14 protein-coding genes are annotated in these 19,482 nt (G+C 73.3%); 5 read left to right on the top strand and 9 right to left on the bottom strand.

Features of this window, described 5'->3' with window-relative positions; translation table 11 throughout:
• Positions 1 to 47: 47 nt before the first annotated feature.
• Entirely contained in the window at positions 48 to 1,880 is a 1,833-nt protein-coding gene (locus C5N14_RS21540; protein WP_371685883.1) for a prolyl oligopeptidase family serine peptidase, read from the bottom strand.
• Positions 1,881 to 2,046: 166 nt separating this feature from the next.
• Complete coding sequence (locus C5N14_RS21535) at positions 2,047 to 3,726, bottom strand: glycoside hydrolase domain-containing protein (protein ID WP_243639880.1); 1,680 nt, start codon at positions 3,724 to 3,726, stop codon at positions 2,047 to 2,049.
• A gap of 436 nt (positions 3,727 to 4,162) precedes the next feature.
• Here C5N14_RS21535 and C5N14_RS21530 point away from each other — a divergent pair, with 436 nt between their 5' ends.
• Complete coding sequence (locus C5N14_RS21530) at positions 4,163 to 5,440, top strand: sensor histidine kinase (protein ID WP_128763629.1); 1,278 nt, start codon at positions 4,163 to 4,165, stop codon at positions 5,438 to 5,440.
• Positions 5,437 to 6,684: a S8 family serine peptidase gene (locus C5N14_RS21525; RefSeq protein WP_117669954.1), complete on the top strand. Its 1,248-nt coding sequence runs from the start codon at positions 5,437 to 5,439 to the stop codon at positions 6,682 to 6,684. The genes C5N14_RS21530 and C5N14_RS21525 overlap by 4 nt, the downstream gene beginning before the upstream one ends.
• A 26-nt stretch (positions 6,685 to 6,710) precedes the next feature.
• On the opposite strand, the gene C5N14_RS21520 is transcribed toward C5N14_RS21525, so the two are convergent.
• The 7 genes from C5N14_RS21520 to eccCa all read right to left on the bottom strand — a co-directional run bounded on the left by C5N14_RS21520 (position 6,711) and on the right by eccCa (position 14,963).
• Entirely contained in the window at positions 6,711 to 7,115 is a 405-nt protein-coding gene (locus tag C5N14_RS21520) for a hypothetical protein (RefSeq protein WP_117669952.1), read from the bottom strand.
• Entirely contained in the window at positions 7,112 to 8,416 is a 1,305-nt protein-coding gene (locus C5N14_RS21515) for an alpha/beta hydrolase (protein ID WP_165878181.1), read from the bottom strand. The genes C5N14_RS21520 and C5N14_RS21515 overlap by 4 nt, the downstream gene beginning before the upstream one ends.
• Positions 8,413 to 9,711: a WXG100 family type VII secretion target gene (locus C5N14_RS21510; protein ID WP_117669948.1), complete on the bottom strand. Its 1,299-nt coding sequence runs from the start codon at positions 9,709 to 9,711 to the stop codon at positions 8,413 to 8,415. Before C5N14_RS21510 ends, C5N14_RS21515 begins: the two co-directional genes overlap by 4 nt.
• A gap of 4 nt (positions 9,712 to 9,715) precedes the next feature.
• Positions 9,716 to 10,039, bottom strand: coding sequence for a hypothetical protein (locus C5N14_RS21505; RefSeq protein WP_117669946.1), 324 nt, complete (start codon positions 10,037 to 10,039; stop codon positions 9,716 to 9,718).
• Between the two features lie 113 nt (positions 10,040 to 10,152).
• Positions 10,153 to 10,455 carry a WXG100 family type VII secretion target gene (locus C5N14_RS21500; protein ID WP_117669944.1) on the bottom strand — a complete coding sequence of 101 codons (303 nt, stop codon included), beginning with the start codon at positions 10,453 to 10,455 and terminating at the stop codon, positions 10,153 to 10,155.
• A 23-nt stretch (positions 10,456 to 10,478) separates the two neighbouring features.
• Positions 10,479 to 10,829, bottom strand: a complete 351-nt coding sequence (locus tag C5N14_RS21495) for a WXG100 family type VII secretion target (RefSeq protein ID WP_207892815.1) — start codon at positions 10,827 to 10,829, stop codon at positions 10,479 to 10,481.
• A gap of 177 nt (positions 10,830 to 11,006) precedes the next feature.
• The gene (gene eccCa / locus C5N14_RS21490) at positions 11,007 to 14,963 is read right to left on the bottom strand and encodes a type VII secretion protein EccCa (protein ID WP_117669940.1); all 3,957 of its coding nucleotides are present in this window, start codon (positions 14,961 to 14,963) and stop codon (positions 11,007 to 11,009) included.
• 200 nt (positions 14,964 to 15,163) lie between these two features.
• Between eccCa and C5N14_RS21485 the strand changes: the two genes are divergently transcribed.
• The 3 genes from C5N14_RS21485 to C5N14_RS21475 are packed head-to-tail and all read left to right on the top strand — an operon-like array spanning position 15,164 to position 19,468.
• Positions 15,164 to 15,916 (top strand): WXG100 family type VII secretion target, encoded by a 753-nt coding sequence (locus C5N14_RS21485; RefSeq protein WP_207892814.1) that lies wholly within the window; start codon positions 15,164 to 15,166, stop codon positions 15,914 to 15,916.
• Between the two features lie 33 nt (positions 15,917 to 15,949).
• A complete protein-coding gene (locus C5N14_RS21480; RefSeq protein WP_128763628.1) occupies positions 15,950 to 17,056 on the top strand; it encodes a WXG100 family type VII secretion target in 1,107 nt (368 codons plus the stop codon).
• Between the two features lie 3 nt (positions 17,057 to 17,059).
• Positions 17,060 to 19,468: a WXG100 family type VII secretion target gene (locus C5N14_RS21475; RefSeq protein WP_117669936.1), complete on the top strand. Its 2,409-nt coding sequence runs from the start codon at positions 17,060 to 17,062 to the stop codon at positions 19,466 to 19,468.
• The last annotated feature ends 14 nt before the right edge of the window (positions 19,469 to 19,482 follow it).

Here is a 19,482-nt window from a genome sequence, read left to right as displayed (position 1 = left end):
TTCGGGGCGCCTCGTTCACCTGGGGCCGCGCGGCCGGGACCGCCCGGTCAAGATCGAGGAGCATCTTGACGATGACGGCGCCGCGGTCCCGCTCGCCCGTGCTGATCGGGTCGTGCCGGACAGTGCGTCGCTTCATTGCATTCACCTCCCTCCGGTGGGTCCGGGGTCGGACCCCGCCGGTCGCGGTGGTCCTGGTTGAGGGGCGCCGGAGCCCGGACGCCCGGCGGCAGCACCGTGCCGGCGTACCGGAGCAGGGCGGTGAAGACGGTCGTCTGGGCGGCGGCGTTCCCGTGGTGCCCGCCGGTGGACCAGAGCACCTCGTGCGGCACCGACCGGTCCCGCAGCGCGGCCACGTACCGCCGGACCGCCTCCGCCGGGCAGCGTTCGTCGTCGGTCGCGGCGGCGACGAACAGCGGCCCGCGGACCCGGTCCAGGTACGTCATCGGGTTGGCGGCCCGGTACCGGTCGGGGACCTCGGCGGGGGTGCCGCCGAAGAGCTCCTCGTCCGCCTCGCGCAGAGCGGGCAGTGTCGTACGGTGGGCCGTGGCGTAGTCGGCCACCGGGGAGACCGCCAGCCCGACCGCCCAGTCGTCGGGCTCGACGCCCATCGCGAGCAGGACCAGGTAGCCGCCCCAGGAGTAGCCGCACAGCCCGACCCGCCCCGGCTCCGTGACACCGAGGTCGACCAGGTGCCGGCGTACCGCCGCGAGATCCTCCAGCTGGGCCAGGCCGACCCGGTGGCCGAAGTCGTGCCGCCACCGCGGACCGTAGCCGGTGGATCCCCGGTAGTTGGTGCGCACGACGGCGTAGCCGGCACCGGTGAGCAGCTCCACCCGTGGGTCGTAGCTGTCCCGGTCGTGCAGGAACGGTCCACCGTGGAGCAGGAAGATCGCCGGCCATGGCCCGGTGCCGGGCGGGGTGGCCAGGAAGCTGTGGATCCGGCCGTACGGTTGGGCCGTCCACACCTCGCCGCGTCCGGAAGCGGCGGGCGGGGCCGGTGCCGGGTGCCGGTCGGTGGCCGGGTCGACCACCAGCCGGCTCGGCGGCACCGCCTCCCGGCTCCACACGTAGTGGACCGCGCCCTCGGGCGCGCAGGCCAGATCGAGGATGGTTCCAGGTGGGGTGGGCAGGACGCTCGGGGCGCCTCCGACGAGGTCGGACAGGAGGAGTCGGCTGCGCCCCGTCCGATCCTGCTGGACCAGCACCCGGCGGCCGTCCACGTACCAGTGCGCGGTGATCTCCGTGTCGAACGACAGCCGCTCGTGCAACCGGAGGTCGTGCCCCGGCCGCCAGGTGCCGACGGTGTAGCGGCCGCCCGTCTCGACGACCACCAGCAGGGCGGTGTCGTCCCCCGGACCCGGGCGGAACTCCAGCGCCCACACCCGGCGGTGCCGGTCGCCGGCCAGGATCTCGGTGCGGCCGTCGGTGAGCCGGACCACGGTGACCGCGGTGGGCCCGTCCGGTCGTCCGGCCAGCGCCAGCAGGGTGCCGTCTGCGCTCAGGTCCACCAGGGGCACGTAGCCCGGGGCGGCTGCCAGCAGGTGCGCCGGGCCGCCGGGCGTGCCGAGATAGTACCGGGACTCGGCAGCGTCCCCGACACAGACGACGGCCAGCCGGCCAGTGTGGTCGAAGGCGATGCCGTACGGCCGGCCTGGTGGCACCCCGGTCAACGCGGGAGCGGCCGGCCCGCCCTCGAACGGCTGGCGTCGCCAGAGCCCCACGCCATCCGGGTCGGTGTCGAACCACCAGACGTGGCCGCCGTCCGGCTCCAGGTCGAAGGCGTCCACCCCGTGCCGCGCCTCGGTCAGGACCCGGCGACGACCGCTGGCGCGGTCCCAGGAGACGACCTGAGAACGGCCAGCGACGTCGCCGAGTTCGATGGCCCGGAGTGGATCGTCGGCGGCGAATGCCGGTGCGCGCGGTGGAATCACGACGACCCCGTTCCTACGGACGGTCGGAGCGCCGATAGTAATCGAAGACTGACTATGTGTAAATGTGGCCGGGGGTCGAGGCGGTCGCGGCGCGGGTGCCTGTTCGGGCCGTCGGTCAGGCGCGGGTGATGCGGACCGCGTCGGCGATGACGTAGCCGGTGCCGCTGGACCACCGGCTCACTCCCACCTTGTTGCCGTCGCCTGCGGCCAGCGGGAACACCCCGAGTGACACCCACCGACCGCCGTTGAGGCGCTGGTTCACCCGCACCGTCTGGTTGCCGGTGGTGGTGGCGACGACGTACGGGGTGGAGTCGTTGTAGCCCGGGTCGGCCGGGTACCAGACCGAGACCTCGTAGCTGCCGGTCACCGGGAGGTCCGCTCTGTACCAGGCGACATCGCTGGCGGGGGTCGGGGCGGCGAACCGGTAGTCGGTACCGAGCCGTTGGCTGGAATAGGTCGAGGTGCCCCAGTTCGTGCTCGCGGTGAACCGGCCCGTGGTGGTGTTGTCGACCGTGACGCTGAACCCCTGCGGTGGCTCCGTGGTGCCGGTCGAGACGTCGAGATAGTCGCGGTCGATGTAGATCTGTACGCCGCCCCAGGTCTCGTAGCTGTCACCGGTGTACTGGTGGATGCGCTGACGGTTGCCGTAGTACCCGTCCGGGCAGTAGTCGCCGGCGTCGGTGTTCGCCGCGCCGTTCCACCAGCCGAAGAAGAGATGGTCGACGCGGGTGTACCGGGTGTCGTGATAGGCGCCGCACAGATCCCGGACGCCGGAGGAGCCGCTGGAGTACATGCCCGAGAGGTAGCCGAGCCCGTGGAGCCGTTCGGTCCAGCCGGAGAGGTAGGAGAGCACGGCCGCCTTGCACGACTCAGTCGACGGGTAGTGCTCGATGTCGTTGTAGAGCACGCTTCCGGCGGGGATGCCCAGCGCCTGGGCCGCGTTCACCGCGCTGGTCGCCCGGGTCGCACCCTCGGACCGTGCCGTGGCGGGGTCGTACGACATCTTCGGCGTGCGGGTGCCGCACGGCGCCTGACGGTCGAGCTCGATGGGGATGAGGTGCCAGCCCTTGCTGGTCTGGTTGGCCACCCAGGTCGCGGTCAGATTGGCCTGGGTGCAGGATCGGCTTGAGCCGCTGATGTAGACGCCGACAGCCCGGTAGGGCGAGCTGTTGCGCCAGGCGTCCATCGTCGACTGCGACGGAGCGGTACACGTGTCGAAGCCCTTTCCGGTGTAGGTGCCCGGCTGCGGGCCGGACGCCGCCGACGGCAGCATCGAGGCCGCGCGAACGGCGTCCGGGGAAACCGGCGTGGCACCCCGACCGAGCGTGGCGGAGGTCAGGATCCGGCGGACCACCGACTCCGTGTCCGGTGTGTGCAGGGCCGTGACGAGTACGCCCGCGTCACGAACCGCGACCTGGAGCGTTCCGTCGCGGGACACCAGGGTGTCCGCGGTCGCCCGGCCCCTGGCCGTGACGGCGGTGTCCGCCGTGAGGCGTTCGGCGGTGCCGGCGTCGATCGGCTCGATGACCAGTCCTGCCGTGCGCCCCACCAGCCCGGACGGGCACCAGGGCTCCTCGCTCGGATGGCCGAGGTAGACCGCGGGTCGGTCGAACCGGACGCATGCGTGCGCGTCGGTGGACAGGTCGACGATCTGCCAGTCCGCCGGTACCGGCACCCGGTAGCCGCGGTAGCTGACGATCCGTTCGTCTGTGGGGGCCGCCCAGGCCGGTGTGGCCGCCCCGGTCAGAACGACGACGGCGGCCGTGAGGCCGGCCATGATCCTTCTTGTCCTCATCGAAGCCTCCCTGTGGGTGAAATTCTTCGAAACTGACGCACGATTCGGCAAATTCCTACCACGTGGGGGCGGCGCACGCCAGAGATCACTGTCGATGAGATTCGGCGCGGCGGGCCGAACGGTGGGCGCCGTCGACCAGCAACCAGCGACGCGACGAGGCCTTTTCCACTGCCATCGGCCCTGTTGCGCGCGGGCCTGGGGACGCTGACCGCCGCAGCCGTGCCGGTGGGGCTGCGCGCGACGGCCGCCCACAGCAGCCAGAACACCCGGCGCACTCGACTCGCTCACCGCCGCAGCGGTATTTGGCTCTTGCCTCGAAGGTCAAATGTCGGGAAAACTGGCCATGATCCTCGTGTGGGCCAGTCGTGACGCGCGGTCCGTGATGTGGACAAGGAGCTGACACGTGGGCATTGGTCGGCGCAGCGCGGGAGCGGCCGTGACGGCCGACAGTGCCGTGACGGTCGACAGTGCCGCCGTGCCGGGCATGATGTTCGCGCTGCTGACCCGCGCCGCGGCGGGGATCGCGGCGCCGCCGTGGCGTCCGATGTGGATGCCGGCGGCCTTCGCGCAGGGGCTCGTTCCGGTCGGTGGCACCGCCGGTGCCGTGCTCCGTCGTCAGACCTCGCGTTGCCTGCTGCTCGGTGCCCTGGCATACCGGGTGTGCGTCCTGCCCGTCGCCCTGGGCCTGCTCGTGGTGCGGGGGGAGTCGGTGGCGCCGGCCGTCCTGCTGCCCGTCACGGCCCTGCTGCTGGCCGCCAACGTCGCGGCGATCGGCACCGTCTCCCGACGGTCGACGGTGGACCTCGAACGGGTACGCGGGGCCGTGCTGGTCGACCTCGCCGTGGCGTACGGCCTGACCGTGGCGGCGAGTGCGGTGGTGCCGCACACCGCGGTGCTCTGGCCGTACCTGGCCGGTGCCGTGGTCCTGGTGACCGGAGCGTACGGCCTGGTCGGTGGCGTGCTCGCGGTGCTGCTGTCGGCGCCGGCACAGCTGGCGATGGCCGCGTTTGGCGCCGCCGCGGACACGGGCACGTTCGTCGGCCGGGTCGGGTGGCTCGGCCTGGCGGTGGTGGTCACGTGGGCGGCGCTCGTGGTCTGTGGGCTGGGTCTGCACCTGGCCATGTCGTACGGGATCCGGGCCGGTCGGGAGGCCGAGCGAATCCGGTGGCTGCGCTCGCTGCACGACACGGTGTTGCAGAGCCTGGAGGCGATCGCCCTGCACAGCGCGGCGGATGAGACCGCGCCGGCGGCGCAGCTCGCCGAGGTACGGGCCACCGCCCGGGTCCAGGCCGCCCGGCTGCGTCGGACGCTCGACGAGCCCGGCGGCAACGACAACCCGCTCGCCAGCGGGCTGGCCGAACTGGCCGAGGAACTCGCGGGACGCGGGCTGCGGGTGGAGCTGGCGGTGGCCGCCGGCGCCGGCAGCCGGATCTCCGGACCGTACCGCGACGCGGTCCTCGGTGGGGTGCGGGAGGCCCTGGGCAACGTGGCCAAACACGCCGGCATCGGTGACGCGGTGGTCCGCGCCGACGAGGAGAGCAGCGCCCTGGTCGTGGTGGTCCGGGACCATGGCTGCGGCTTCGACGTCGCCGGCCGGCCCGGGTTCGGCATCCGCGAGTCGATCGTGGCCCGGTTGCGCGAGGTCGGCGGCAGGGCAACCGTGGAGTCCTGGCCCGGCCGTGGCACCCGGGTCACCCTGCGGGTGCCGGCATGAACCGGTTGGGCCGACCCAGGCGCGGTGCCGGGGCGGGGGCCCGGCCGGGGCCGGGCGGCTCCCGAGCCGCGCTCGGCGCGCTGGCGGGCGTCGTCGGCGCGCTGGTCGGGGCGCTGCCGGTGGCCGCCGCCCCGGCCGGCTATGTCGCCCCGGCCGGCTGTGCCAAGCCGGTGGGGGTACACACCGCCGGCACGCCGTGGGCGACCGAGCTGCTCGGGCCGCGCCGGGTGTGGCCACTGAGCACGGGTTCCGGGGTGCGGGTCGCGGTGCTCGGCACCGGCGTCGACGCCCGGAACGCACAGTTCCGTCCAGGTCAGGTCGAGGCTGGTCGGGACGTCCTGGCCAACACCGCCAGGGCCACCGACGACTGTGACGGCCGAGGCACGTTCGCCGCCGGCCTGATCGCCGCCCGGCCGCACGACGAGACGACCTTCGCCGGTCTGGCCCCTGGCGTGTCCGTGCTCCCGGTTCGCTACGCCCAGAGCACCAAACAGGGCGAGGGGGCCGTCGACCCCGCCCGGCTCGCCGCCGCGATCGACTTCGCGGTGGCCGCCCGCGCCCGAGTGATCTACGTGGTGCTACCGGCGACCAGGATCACCGCCGGGCTGCGGGCCGCCACCGCGCGGGCGATCGCGGCCGACGTCGTGGTGGTGTCGCCGGCCGCGTCCGGCGCGCGGACCGGGGGTGCGACCAGCTATCCGACCGCGCTGCCCGGGGTCCTGGCGGTCGGCGCGTTCGGGCCGGACGGCGCGGTGGCCTCCACCGAATCCGGGGACCACATCGGGGTGGCCGCCCCGGGAAGACAACTGCTGAGCCTCTCCGCCGGAGCAGGCGGCCGGCTGGGACACTCACCCACGGTCGACGATCCCGCCTACGCGGCGGCGTACGTGGCCGGCACGGCCGCGCTGGTGCGGTCGTACCGGCCGAAGCTCACTGCCGCCGAGGTGGTGCGGCGGATCGAGTCGACCGCGCACCGGACCGCGTTCGACGGGCACCACCCGCAGCTCGGCTGGGGGATGGTGGACCCGTACCGGGCGGTGGCCGCCGAGGGCGTCGAGGATCCGCCGGGAACCGTGGGAGCGAGCGCGCAGCCGGTCGCGGCGGCCCGGGCGAATCCCGACGCCCGGGCGGATCCGCGGGTGCCGTCGCTGGTGCTGGCGGGACTCGTGGCGGCGCTGCTGCTCGGGATCGGCAGGGCGGTGGCGCGTCGAGGCCGGGCCCGCGGGTGGCGTCCCGGCGGCTGACCGGCCCCACCCGTGGCGCGCCGGTGCTACCGCGCCTCCGTCGGCACGCAGCGGCTGGAGCCGCCCACCACCACATCGCCGGTGCCGTCCCGGGAGACGTGTACGCCGAGGTTCGTCCCGTCCCGCTGGAACTGGTAGGCCACCTCGCTCTCGCCGCTGCGGTCGGTGGCTCGCCAACCGTCCGCGCTCAGCCGCGGCAGCACCTCGGACAGCAGGATCTCGGCGGCGCCGGGCGGGGCGGGAACCCGTAGGTTGTACTCCCAGCGCACCGACTCGCTCGGCACGCCGGCCGGCCGGAACGGGTCGCAGTCGAGCTGCTCGTCGCGGCTGATCCGGACGTCGGGGCCGAACCGCGCGGCAACCTCGTCCAGCACGGCCCGCAACGGCCCGGCCACGGCGGCCAGTGGCGCGAAGTCGATCGGCTCGGTCACGGCACCGACGGTACCGTCACCAGCGGACCACCGGTGAACACCTGATAGATGTTCCACCACGCGTCACTGTGGTAGGTCAGCACGTCGGAGTGCGCGGAGGTGCCCTCCAGCGGTCGGCCGTCGGCGTAGTTGCCGGTCTCCAGCCGGACCACACCGGGGAACTCGTCGGGGTCGGCCCCGTGCCCCCAGTTGCCGATGTTGATGTCCCGGACCCAGGCGATCGGATCGCCCGGCGCGGTCATCGAGTAGCGCTGCACATCGGGCTGGGCCGGACGCAGGTCCTCCGGGCCGTCCACGCGGTGCCCCATGCCCGCCGACTCGATGTGCAGGATCCGGTTGGCGTCCAACCCGTGCTGCTCGGCGGTGCCGACCACCGCGCCGCCGTACGAGTGGCCGGCGAAGGTGACCTGCACGTCGTTGCCGGCCGCGGCGGAGCCGGCGATCTCGGCCCGCAACTGGTGGGAGAAGTCGGCGAGTCGAGGCCCGAGTTCGTCGGCGTAGCTGGCCGATGGGGCCTGCGGGAACAGGTTGGACGGCAGGTCACCGTCCATCCAGACGACCATGGCCAGGTCCCGGCGGGGGGCCGCGTCGACGAAGCCGACCGCGGCGTCGTGGTACCGCTCGAAGTTGGCCAGCTCGGAGGTGGTGCCCGGGACGAACACCGCGACGTCGCGGGTCCCGGCGTGGATGTCGCCGACCAACTCGACCATCGACCCGTCCCCGGACGGGTCGAACGAGAGGATCTTGCGGTGTTCGGCGATGACGTTCTCGTACAGTTCGATGCGCGCCTGCGACCGGGTGATGGTCTCGCGCAGCCGGTGGTCGACGGCCGGGTCCCCGGTGAGCTGGTTCTGATAGCCGGCGAGGCGCTGCCGCTCGGCGGTCAGCTCGGCGGTGATCGCCGAACGGTTGGCCGCGATCCGGGCGCCGAACGGGGCGGCGCCGGCAGGCGCGGCGGCCCGTTCGGCGGCCAGCGTGGTGCCACCGCCCAGTAGCTGCCGGAACGCCTGGCTCGCCTGGGTGTCGCCCCGCCGGTAGTTGGCGACCGCGGCGGTCACCCCGGTGGCCAACCGCCGGGTCTGCGTCGCCGCCGACTCCAGCTCGGTGCTGCTTCGTTGCAGGCTGTTGCCGTGCGCCTGCATGGCCCGTTGGGACTGCGGCACCAACCCGAACGCGTCGGTGCCGATGGCCGGCGTGGTGAGCTGCCCGCGAACGGTGGCCAACCGGTCGGCGCTTCCGGTCAGCTCGGCCGCCGCGGCGTCCAGCGCGGTCGGAACGGCCCGGAATCCGGTGGTGGTCACCTCCATGGCCGGGCCCCCGGCTCGTTCGACTCAGGCTCCTCGCCGATCACCGCCGGCGTCACCACCGACTGCTCGCCCCACACGTCCTCGGTCTCGACCAGCCAGGGCGGGATACGTCGGCCGCCGGCCGCGTCGCCCGCGCCCATCGGGGCGAAGGGCATCGCCGGCATGAAGCCGCCGCCCATGCCCTTCGCCGCGGCGACCCCGGCGCCGGCCCCCGCGGCTGCGGCGAGCCCGCTCGCCGTCGGGCCGCCACTCTGGCCGGCCAAGGACTGGTTCGCCACCGGCGACAGGTCGACGCCGCCTCCGCCTCCGCCGACTCCGCCGCCGCCCGCACCGCCCCCGGAGATCCGGGCGCCGCCGCCGGCCCCGTCGGTGGCCGTCGGCACCGGGGCGGCGCCCTTCTGCGTTTCCTTCTTCGTCTCCTTCGGCTTGGCCCCCAGGCCGGGCGGGACGGTGGCGAACCGCCCGCCGAGCGCGGCGGCGGCCGCGGCCAACCCGGCGGTGAACATCGTGCCGAACAGCGGCCGGGGTTGGGTTGCCGGCGGCAGCTCGTTCGGGTCGCCCGGTGCCGCGCCCGGGTCGCCCGGTGTCCCGTCCGGTACGGACGGCGGATCGCCACCGGGCTGCGGTGCCAGCGGCAGGGGTGGCGTGACCGGCGGCGGCTCCTCGATCGGCGCGCCGGTGGTCGGCCGGGACGCGGCGCTCGGGGTGATCGGCATCGCGTCCTCGGTGGTGACGTACTCGGTGGCGAGGGTGGACATCACCTGCACCGCCTGCTGGTGAGCCGCGTTCGAGGCGGCCTGCGTCTGCTGCTGGGCGCGGACCTCGGCGATCGCCTCGGCCTGATGCTGGCGGAGCGTGTCGACGGTGCTGGTCGGAGTGTCCGCGGGGACGACCAGGGGCGTGGTCGCGGCGGCGATGACGGAGGGGGCGAGATCGGGCACGGCGACTGGGGCGGGCATCGCCTCCTGGGCCGTGGTGAGCGCCTCGGCGGAGGAGAAGGCCAGGTCACGCACCGCGAACGCGGTGCTGGCCACCTGCCGGATACCCGAAGTCAGGTCGTTGATCATCAACTGGTACTGCCGGGCGGCGCCGCCGTCCCACCACTGCTCGAACTCGCGGAGCTGGCGCTCGATGTCGCCGGCGCGCTCGTGCAGCGCGGTGCCGGCGGCTCCCCAGCCCTCCGCCGCCTCGGTCACCGACTCCGGTTTGCCGACGTGCAGCATCCGCACGAGTTCCTGATGGCTGTACTGACTGAAGTCGGTATGCGCCCGACCGCGTCCACGCGGCATCGTGTCAGTCCCTTCCGTGCGCCCGGAAGGACGTGGCGACGCCGATGTCGTAGTCGGCGTACCCGTCCGCGATCATGCGGGTCACGTCGTTGGCGAAGGCGATCGCCTCCCGCACGGTGTGCAGCAGTTCGTGCATCTGTTCGGCGGCAGCCTGGTGCCGGTCGGTCAACGACGCCGCCTCGCCGAAGTCGCCGAGCAGGACCGGCCGGATGCGCAACTGGCCCAGGCCGTCGGTCGGTTTGCGCATCGCCTCCAGCTGATCCTCCAACTCGCGGGCGAACGCCAGCAGCGAATCGAGGTGGACCCGGAACGACTCCTCGTGGGACATCGTCGCGCTCTCCTGTCTCGGAGCTCGGCTGAGAACAACGCCGGTCAGCGGGGCGGCGGCGTCGGGTGGAGGCGGATCCCGCCCCACCCCACGCCGCCGCTGATCGCCCCAGCTCAGGCGAAGAAGCTGGTGTTCCGGTTCTCCAGCGCCAGCTGGGTGTCGTGGGCCTCGTGTACCTTGCCGGAGAACTGGCCGATCACCGCGATGATGTCGGCCAGCGCCGCGCGCAGTCGCGTCTCGGACTGCTCCGCGGCCTGACCGGCGGTGCTGCCGGAGGCGTACCAGGTCTGCTTGATCGGGGCCAGGCTGGTCTGCAACTGGTCCATGTGGCCGTTCAACGCCTGGGCCTTGACCTGCAACGAGTCGGCGGCGGCCCGCAGCGCGGCGAATTCGACGTTGATCACATCGGCGGTCATCTCACATCACCCCTTCCGGGCGGTTAGGCACCGGCCAGCCGGCTGAGTACGGGGCTGCCCTCGCCCACGGCACCGGTGAGGCCGCGCAGGGAGTCGGCTGCCGCCACGTCACCGGAGTTGTAGTTGCGGAAGCTCTCGTTGACCAGGCCGGACATGGTCTGCAGTTCCCGTGAGGCAACTCGCATGCTCTCCTGCAGCCGGCCCTGTAGCTGCCAGAAAGCGGTGGCCTGGTTGCCGGCGTACCGGCTCAGTACCGATACGAGTTCGCTCTCCAGTTCCCTCATGCTCCGAGCCGCGTTGGTGGCGGCTTCGTCGAACCCGCTGACCGCTCGTGTCATCGCGGCGGAATCGCTCTGGTATCCGGGACTGGCCACGTCGGGTCACCTCCTCTTGGCGGAGTCGCGCGCCGACTCGCGGCGCCGTACACGCTGGGATGCTATGCATCCGTCACCCTTCGTTAGTACGGCACAAGTACCCGTCGCGTACACGGCACTATTACCCACACGGACCCGCCGCCGGGGCAGCGGGGCCCGGGCGCCGACCGGTCCGGATCAGGCCGGATCGGTTTGCGCCCAGGCGAGTTGCACCAGCGACACCCCGGTCCGCCGGTCCACCAACTGCCCCCGTCCGGGCGGCTGCTTGCTGGGCTTGACGTCGGCCAGCAGCGCGCCCTCGTCGCGGGAGCCGGAGAGCAGCAGGCCCGGTGTGCCCAGGTCACGGAGCCGTTGCACGACCGGCTCGAACAGGCTTCGGCTGGCGCCACCGGAGCGGCGGGTGAGCACCAGATGCAGGCCGACGTCCTTGGCCTGGGGCAGGAAGTCCAGCAGGGGCGCGAGTGGGTTGCGGCTCGGTGACACCACCAGGTCGTAGTCGTCGACGAGGACGAACAGCTCGGGGCCGCTCCACCAGCTACGCTCGCGCAGCTCGGCGGCGGTCACCTCCGGACCGGGCAGGCGTCGCCGCAGCCCCTCCGCGGCCTCGGCGACGAGCTGGGCGAGCACCGGCTCGCTGCCGGCGTAGCCGAGCAGGTGCGGGCCGGTGAGCGCGTCCACCAGCCCGCGCCGGTAGTCGGCGACGATGACCGCGGCGTCGGTCACCGGATAGCGGGCCGCGATCTGCTGGGCGAGCACCCGCAGCAGCCCGGTCTTGCCGGACTCCACGTCGCCGAAGGCGAGGAAGTGCGGGTCGGCGTCGAAGTCCAGGTAGGCCGGTCCCAGGTCCGCCTCGGCCAGCCCGATCGGGATCCGCCGGTCACCGGGAACCGGACCGGGCAGGTCGCCGGCCGGCACCAGCCGGGGCAGCAGCCGCACCTGCGGAGCGCGCGGGCCGTGCCAGCTCGCGTCCACCTGCTTGACCAGGTCGCTCGCGCCGTCGGGCAGGTCGCTGACCGTGGTGCGGGCGTCGATGCGCGGCAGCCCACCGAGGAAGTGCAGCTTGTCGGCGGTGAGCCCGCGACCCGGTGCGCCCTTCGGCACGTTGGCCGCGGCCCGCCGGTCGTACGCCGAGTCGGCCGGGTCGCCGAGGCGCAGCTCGACGTGGGTGCCGATCAGGTCGCGCAGGGCCGGCCGGATCTCCATCGCCCGGTTGGCCGACAGTACGACGTGCAGACCGAACCCGAGGCCGCGGGCGGCGAGCGTGGTGACCGACTCGTCCAGCGGCTCGAACTCCTGGCGCAGGGTCATCCAACCGTCGACGACGAGGAACACGTCACCGAAGGTCCGCCCGTCCGGGCTGGGCGGTGGACGGCGCCGGAAGTCGGAGATCGAGTCGATGCGGTGCGCGGCGAACGACCGCTCCCGCTCGGCCAGCAGGCCGGTCAGCTCGGCGACGATCCGGCGGACCCGCTCGGCGTCCATCCGGTTGGCGTAGCCGCTGACGTGCGGCAGGCCGGAGAGGGTGGCCAGGCCACCGCCACCGAAGTCGAGAACGAACACCTGCACCTCGATCGGGGTGTGGGTGAGTGCCAGCGCGGTCACCAGGGTACGCAGCAGGGTGCTCTTGCCGCTCTGCGGCGCGCCGAGCACGAGCGCGTGCCCAGCCGCCCCGGACAGCTCCGCCCACAGTAGGTCCCGACGCTGCTCGAACGGCTTGTCCACGATGGCCAGCGGCACGGTGAGCTGCCCGTTGCCGGCCCAGCCCACCGGGGTCAGGCCGCGCTGCGGGTCGATGCCCAGTGGCGGCAGCAACTGGTCCAGGGCGGGCGGTTCGGCCAGGGGCGGCAGCCAGATCTGGTGCGCGGCGGGCCCGTTGCCGAGCAGTCGGCCGATCATGGCGCTCAGCACGGTCTCGCCGTTGGTCGGCGCCGGGTGGGAACCGCCCGCCGGTGCCGGTGCGGGTGCCGGCCCCGCCTCGGCCGGCGTCAGCGGGGCGAGCCCGAACGGCAGCACCCGCCGCTGGTACGGGATCTCCTCGGCTGCGGCGGCCACCTGCTCGGGCGGCAGCTCGCCGGAGACGTACGCGGCCTTGAACCGTTGCAGGGTGGTGGTGTCCCACTTCAGGTACGCCGAGCCGGGCACCGGCGGCAGTTCGTACGCGTCGGACACCCCGAGGACCGCCCGGCTCTCCGCCGCGGAGAAGGTACGCAGCCCGATCCGGTAGCTCAGATGGCTGTCCAGGCCGCGTAGCCGCCCCTCCTCAAGTCGTTGCGAGGCGAGCATCAGGTGTACGCCGAGGCTGCGGCCGAGCCGACCGATCATCACGAACAGGTCGATGAACTCGGGCCGGCTGGAGAGCAGCTCGCTGAACTCGTCGATGATCACCAGCAGCGAGGGCAGCGGTCGCAGCGGTGCGCCCTCGGCCCGGGCCCGCTCGTAGTCGCGTACCGAGGCGTGGTTCCCGGCGGCCCGCAGCAGTTCCTGGCGGCGGACCAGTTCGCCGCGCAGCGCGTCGGCCATCCGGTCGACCAGGGTCAGGTCGGCCGCGAGGTTGGTGATCACCGCGCAGGTGTGCGGCAGGCCGGTCATGCCGGCGAAGGTGGCGCCACCCTTGAAGTCGATCAACGCGAGGTTGAGCGTCTCCGAGGAGTGGGTGGCGGCGAGCCCGGTGACCAGGGTGCGCAGCAGCTCGCTCTTGCCGGAACCGGTGGCCCCGATGACCAGCCCGTGCGGGCCCATGCCCCCTTCGGCCGACTCCTTGAGGTCCAGGTCGACCGGGCGTCCGTCGGGATCCACCCCGATCGGGATGCGCAGCCGGTCCCGGGCCGACCGGGGGCGCCAGGTGACCGCCGGGTCGAGCCGGCGCGGGTCGCCGATGCCGAGCAGGTCGGCCAGGCCGAAGGTGGTGGACAGCGGCTGCTCGCTGGCCACCGGCGCGCCGGTGTGCAACGCGGTGAGCTGCCGGGCGACCACCTCGACGCCGGCGACGCTGAGCCGCTCCGGCACGCCGACCAGGGCGACGCCGTCCGGGGTGCGCATGCCGAGCCGACCCTCGGAGATCACCAGATCGAGCGCGTCGGCGCCACCGCCGGGCCCACCGCCGATCTCCAGAATGGTGGTGCCGGCCAGGCCGCCGGGCGGGGCGAGCCCGGCATCGGGCAGCGTGCCTGCTCCGTCGATGACGATCAGCAGGTGCGGCGCCTCGGGCCGGGCCCCGGCCTTGAACGGGCCGCGGGCCGCCGGGTCGGCCGGATCGTCGGCGAGCAGCGCGGCCAGCTCCCCGAGGCTGGGCGCGGCCAACCGGGTCGGCCCACCGGCATCGGCCCGGCCCGGATGCACCGCGTGGGGCAGCCACTTGAGCCAGTCCCAGCCGTCCTGCCGGTCCGGCCCGACGCAGGCGGCGATGCGCAGGTTGTCGGGGGAGTGGAAGGTGACCAGGTGGGCCAGCAGGGCCCGGGCGAGGGCCAGGATCTCGGGACGGTCGCCGGCCAGGGTGACCCGCCGGAACGAGCGTAGGGACACCGCCACCGGCAGCTCGCCGACGGTGGCGTAGGTGCGGATGAAGTGCCGCAGCGAGGTGGACGCCACCGGATCGAGGTCCTCCAGCGGGGCGGTCTGTGGCGCCCGCAGCGCGGTGGCCAGCCGCTGGGGCCCGATGCCGACCCGGACCCGACCGAAGTCGGCATCCGTGCGGGCCCGTTCCCAGAGCCGCTCGGTGCCGGCGAACGACCACAGGTCGGCCGGGTCGGGCAGCGCCGCCAGGGCCGCCTCCCGCTGGCGGACCGCCACCTCACGGACCTGGCCGCGCAGCCCGCCGAGGTAGCGCAGATAGTCGCGCCGTTCGTCGTTGATCTGCGCCTTCTTCGAGGCGCCCCCACGGGACAGGCTCATCACCAGCATGCCGGCCATGGCGCTGATGTACAGGGCGCCGAAGACCCAGGTCATCGCACCACCGGACCGCCCGATGTAGACGAACGACATGGCACCCATGCCGAGCATCATCGGCAGCATGAACATCAGTTGCATGCCGGCCTGGCCGGACCCGCGGGGCAGGGCGGGCGGGGACTGCAACATGATCTCGCCGCGTGGTGGTTCGGGCAGTACAGCCCGGCGGCGGAAGGTGTCGGCGGACATCCGGCGGTGCCTCCTCGGCCCGATGAATCGGTAACCCGTGGTCACTTTGACGGAGCAGGTCGTGGGTAGTTTTGCCGTTTAAGGGCTCGCGCGCATCAACCTACGATGACCCGCAACCATCCGGGAACCGGCCCAGCGCGGTCGAAATTGTCCGGCCCGGTGTGACGCGGGCCGGGTGATCTGGCGGGAAGGTGCGAACGATGACGACAAACTCGTCGTACCACGTGCGGCCGGATGCCGTACGTGGAGTGGTCGGCAACATCGTCGGCCTTCTGCTCCAGGCGTACAGCACGGTGCTGGAGCTGGAGCGGCTCACCCTGTCACCGACGTCGTTCGCGAAGCTGGGCTCGCCGGTCGCGTCGGCGAACATCGCGATGCAGGGGCAGGTCGTCGGCACCATGCGGACGCTGCTGCAACTGCTGCAGGAGACCAACGACCTGGTACACCGCAGCGCCAACGACTACGACGACGCGGACCAGGCGGTCGCCGCCGCGCTGGGCGGGGCGTCCACCGGCAGCGGTGCGGCGCCCAGCGCCGCCCTCGCCGGCTACGCGATCAACGACAGCGCGGGCGCGGCGGGGGAGCCCGGGTCGGTCGGCAACGTGCTGGACTATCTAGGCCGGGCGGGGCTCGGCGAGCTTTCGGCCCGGCCCCTGACCGAGGTGACCTTCCGCGACGCGCGGGACTTCGCCGACTGGCTCGACCGCAGCCCGGCCAACCAGGAACGGGTCGGCCTGTTGGCGGTCTACTCGGGCAGCGGGCGGGACGTGCCCGGCCTGGTACACCCCGGCGACGTGGTGGTCGTGCAGCCCTTCGTCGGCGACGGTGGCCCGGTGATCGGTGTCGCCGGCGCGAACGGCCAGCTCTACAACCACGGGGCGGTCGGCTCGGCGGCGGAGTTCGGACGCGTCCGGGTCTACCGCCCGATGACGGATGCGACGTCGCTGTGGTGAACCCCGACGACGTGAAGCCGAGAGAGGTGCGTCGTGTTTGACATTCCCAACTCGGGCGCGATGGACGCCGCTGCCAGCGGTCGTGGGCCCGGCACCGTCGCGCTGCCCACGATCGTGGGCGGTAACCCGCAGGCGATCCTCGCCCACGCTGCGGCGTTGACCGCGCGGGTGGCCCGGCTGGTCACCCTCCTGGCCGACCTGGAGCGGGCCCGCGAGCAGCTTCGTGAGGTGTGGTCCGCCGGATCGGCGAGCGACTCCGTGGTGCAGAAGCTGACCAAGTCCTTCGCCAGCTTCCAGCAGATCATCGAGACCGTGTTCGCCGGCGTTCGGGAACTGGAGGGTGCCGCCGCGCAGCTGACCACCGCGCAGACGGCCTACCGGGCGGTGGTCGGCGCGGTGAACCCGACGGTCGCCGCGCTGATGTCCAACCCCTACACCCAGGCGGCCGGCCGGGCGCTGGCGGTCAGCACCACCGGGATCCTCAAGGCGTTCCTCACCGGGATCGGTGGCATCCTCACCGCCATCGGAGTGACCAACCTCGGCCAGATCCTGACCGGCCTGGCCACCATCGTCGGCCAGATCGAGCAGTTGTTCTCGAAGAACAACGACGGTGGCTCGGCGTCCGCCGCGGCGCTGCCGGCCGGGAGCGCGGGCAACCCGGTGCTCGCGCCACCGCCGATGGCCGGCATCGCCAGCGGGGCGGGGCAGGCGGCCCTGGGCGGCGGCTACGGCATGCCGTCGTTCAACGGCTCGGGCTACCCGACCGGTGGCTCGATGAGCAGCTACCTGCCCTCGGCGCTCGGCACCGACCAGTGGGTCGCGGTCCAACCCGGTCAGTCCTCGCCCTCCTCCGGTGGGACGCCGGTGACGACGACGCCCACCGGCCCGGTGCAGACCCTGCCGATCCCCCCGTCCGGGTCGGTGGACGGGCCGCCGTCGTCCGCCCCGTCCGGGCCCGGTGCCGACGGCGACGGCGACGAGGTGACGGTCACGGCCAGCAAGGGTGACCTGACGGTGACCGTCGAGGTGCCGGTGGACACCGGACGCGCGTTCGACATCGAGGTCACCGCCAGCTCCGGCGGGCAGAGCGTCGACGCGGACATCAGCGTCGGCGCCGACGGCTCGGTCAAGGTGGACTGACCGGTGGCCGGCGCCTCTTCCGTCCTGGTCGGCGGCACCGTCAATCTGTCCGGCGCGCTGTCCTGGCTGCTCGACCGGTACGCCACGGTGCTCGCCGAGTACCGCCGGCAGCTCACCGGCGACCCGGCCGGGCTGCGGGCCGTGGCCCACTCCTACCTGGCGATCGCCGACCGGGCAGCGGGTGTCTCCGGCGAGCTCGACCGGCGCCGCAGCGGACTGTCGGCGCACTGGCACGGCTCGGCGTACGACGCGTTCGGCGCCGCCGCCGGCCGGGTCAGCACCGGGCTCGACGGCACCGAGGCGCGGCTGCGCCAGCACGCCGCCGCGCTGGACCGCGCGGCCGGCGGACTCCAGGCCGCCGCGAGTACCGCCGACGTGGTCATCGCCCGGTTCCGGGCCAACGCCCAGCTCCTGGTGGCCGCCGCCCGGGCGGTGCCGAGCAGCCAGGTCTCCGCCCTGCTCGGCCAGGCCCGAAGCGTCGGCGAACAGGCGTTGAGCGCGATGCGCGGGGTGTGTGACCGGCTCGGTACGGTGCTGGCGCAGGTCGCCACCGAACTCGGCGGGCCGCACCCCGCGGGCGCCGCCGGTCCGGCCGCCGCGGCCGGCGCCGACGGACGTCTCGCCGCGGAGTCGGTGCTGGCCGCGCTCGGCGGGGACGTCTCGCCGGCGCAGTTCCGCCAGAGCATGGCGCAACTCGCCGTGATCACCGACCGGGTACGCGCCGGCCAGCCACCGTCCGCCGAGGACAAGGCCTTCCTGACGTCGTTCTACGGCGCGCTCGGCGACCGGGTGTTCGACCTGCCGGGTTATCTCAAGGCCACCGAGCACCGCTACCAGACCAGCCTGTTCGGCATGTTCGGCGAGACCGCCCCGGGCTTCGCCCCCGCCGACCGGCAGGCGATGCTACGGACCGTCGGCAACGGCATCCTGACCCTCTCGCAGGACCCGGCCGACCTGCCTGCCGCGATTCGCGACCTGGTGCACACCCCGGCGGCCATCGAGACCAACATCGGCACCAACTCGTTCGGCTTCACGCAGGAGGTGCCGTCCGTGCCGGGCCGGGCGCCGCTGACCGGGGCGATCGGCGAGACGGTCTACACCAACCGGCTGGACGTGCCCCGCTACGCCCAGTGGGAGGCGTTGTCCCAGCTCACCGGCGCGGCCGACCGGGACCTCGTGGCCGGAGCCGACTATTCCGCCGCGGTGACGCGTCGGGTCGGTGAGATGGCCGACGTGACCCAGCGCCTGGACGACCTGTCCCGGCACAGCCCCAACCAGCCCGGGTACTACGTGTCGACCGACGACGCGGTGCTCTGGGACAAGTCGCGGGTGGACGCGACGCTGACCCCGCTGCTCGACGTGTCCACCCGTAACCACGCCGCCGACGCGGCGCTGGCCAGCGACGGCGAGACGCTGCGCCGGCTGGCCGGCTTCGGCTGGGCGGACGACGGCCGCACCGCGGGCCGGGTCGTCGACTGGATCGGTGCCGCAACAGCCGATCCCGTCGAGCACGACCTGGCCCGCGGTGCGTACGTCAACCTCACCCAGACGATCACCGACCCGGCGTCGTACCCGCAGACCCTGGCCGCCATGCGGGAGAACCCGCACTTCGCCGAGGCGATCGCCCGGGCCACCGTGCCGAACATGGACCTGTACGCCCAGCCGCTCGACGGCCTGGACACCGATCCGGCGGCGCAGCGCCTGGGCAGCACCGACGCCCGGCACATGCTGATGCTCGGCCAGGTCACCCAGGACGGCCGTGACGAGATCAACGCGGCGGCCGACCTGTACCAGGAGTACCTGCTGCGCCAGGCCGACGCCGGCACCATCCCGATGGAACAGGCGGGCCGGTACGCCGGCAACGTGGACGGCCTGACCAACGCCGCGGCCGCCAACGCGATCTGGCACGCCAACGTGCAGGACGCCGAGCAGGCCACCCGCACGGCGCAGGAGGCGTACGCCCGGCAGGTGGCGATCGCCAACGCGGTCAAGGACGTGGTCGGGTTCGGTGTCGGCAAGCTGCCGGAGGTCGGCTCGTTCGCCGGCTTCGCCTTCGGGCAGGCGGCCAACGTCGTCACCGGTTCCCTACAGGCGCCCGCCCTGGTGCATCCGCAGGGCCTGCCCACCGAGGTCTTCCACCACCCGCAGCTCACCGGCAACGGGACGGTCTACACGGCGGCCGGCGACCTCGCCAGTTTCGAGCTACGCACCGGCGGATCGGCGCCGACCGTGCCGGTTGGCGCGCTGCATGGCGCGGCTGCTGAGGAGGCCGTACGGTGGGCCCGGGCTGATCCGGGCCGGGCCGACTACATGGACGCCTACAGCACCGCCGCGCAGTACGTGTATCTCGGGAACCTTGCGACTCATACCCGTGAGTCGATCCAATACGACGTGCAGGGGCGGCGGCCGTAGCCCGGCGGCAGGCG

The organism is Micromonospora sp. MW-13, assembly GCF_003434305.1.
Lineage (GTDB): Bacteria > Actinomycetota > Actinomycetes > Mycobacteriales > Micromonosporaceae > Micromonospora.
Note: the sequence above shows the minus strand (reverse complement) of the source record. Positions and strands in the feature narration are given on the sequence as shown.

Bases quoted from the DNA above. Each gene is read 5' to 3' on its own strand.
- eccCa (WP_117669940.1), bottom strand. From the start codon at position 14,963: ATGTCCGCCGACACCTTCCGCCGCCGGGCTGTACTGCCCGAACCACCA.
- C5N14_RS21485 (WP_207892814.1), top strand. From the start codon at position 15,164: ATGACGACAAACTCGTCGTACCACGTGCGGCCGGATGCCGTACGTGGA.
- C5N14_RS21525 (WP_117669954.1), top strand. From the start codon at position 5,437: ATGAACCGGTTGGGCCGACCCAGGCGCGGTGCCGGGGCGGGGGCCCGG.
- C5N14_RS21505 (WP_117669946.1), bottom strand. From the start codon at position 10,039: ATGTCCCACGAGGAGTCGTTCCGGGTCCACCTCGATTCGCTGCTGGCG.
- C5N14_RS21510 (WP_117669948.1), bottom strand. From the start codon at position 9,711: ATGCCGCGTGGACGCGGTCGGGCGCATACCGACTTCAGTCAGTACAGC.
- C5N14_RS21500 (WP_117669944.1), bottom strand. From the start codon at position 10,455: ATGACCGCCGATGTGATCAACGTCGAATTCGCCGCGCTGCGGGCCGCC.
- C5N14_RS21535 (WP_243639880.1), bottom strand. From the start codon at position 3,726: ATGAGGACAAGAAGGATCATGGCCGGCCTCACGGCCGCCGTCGTCGTT.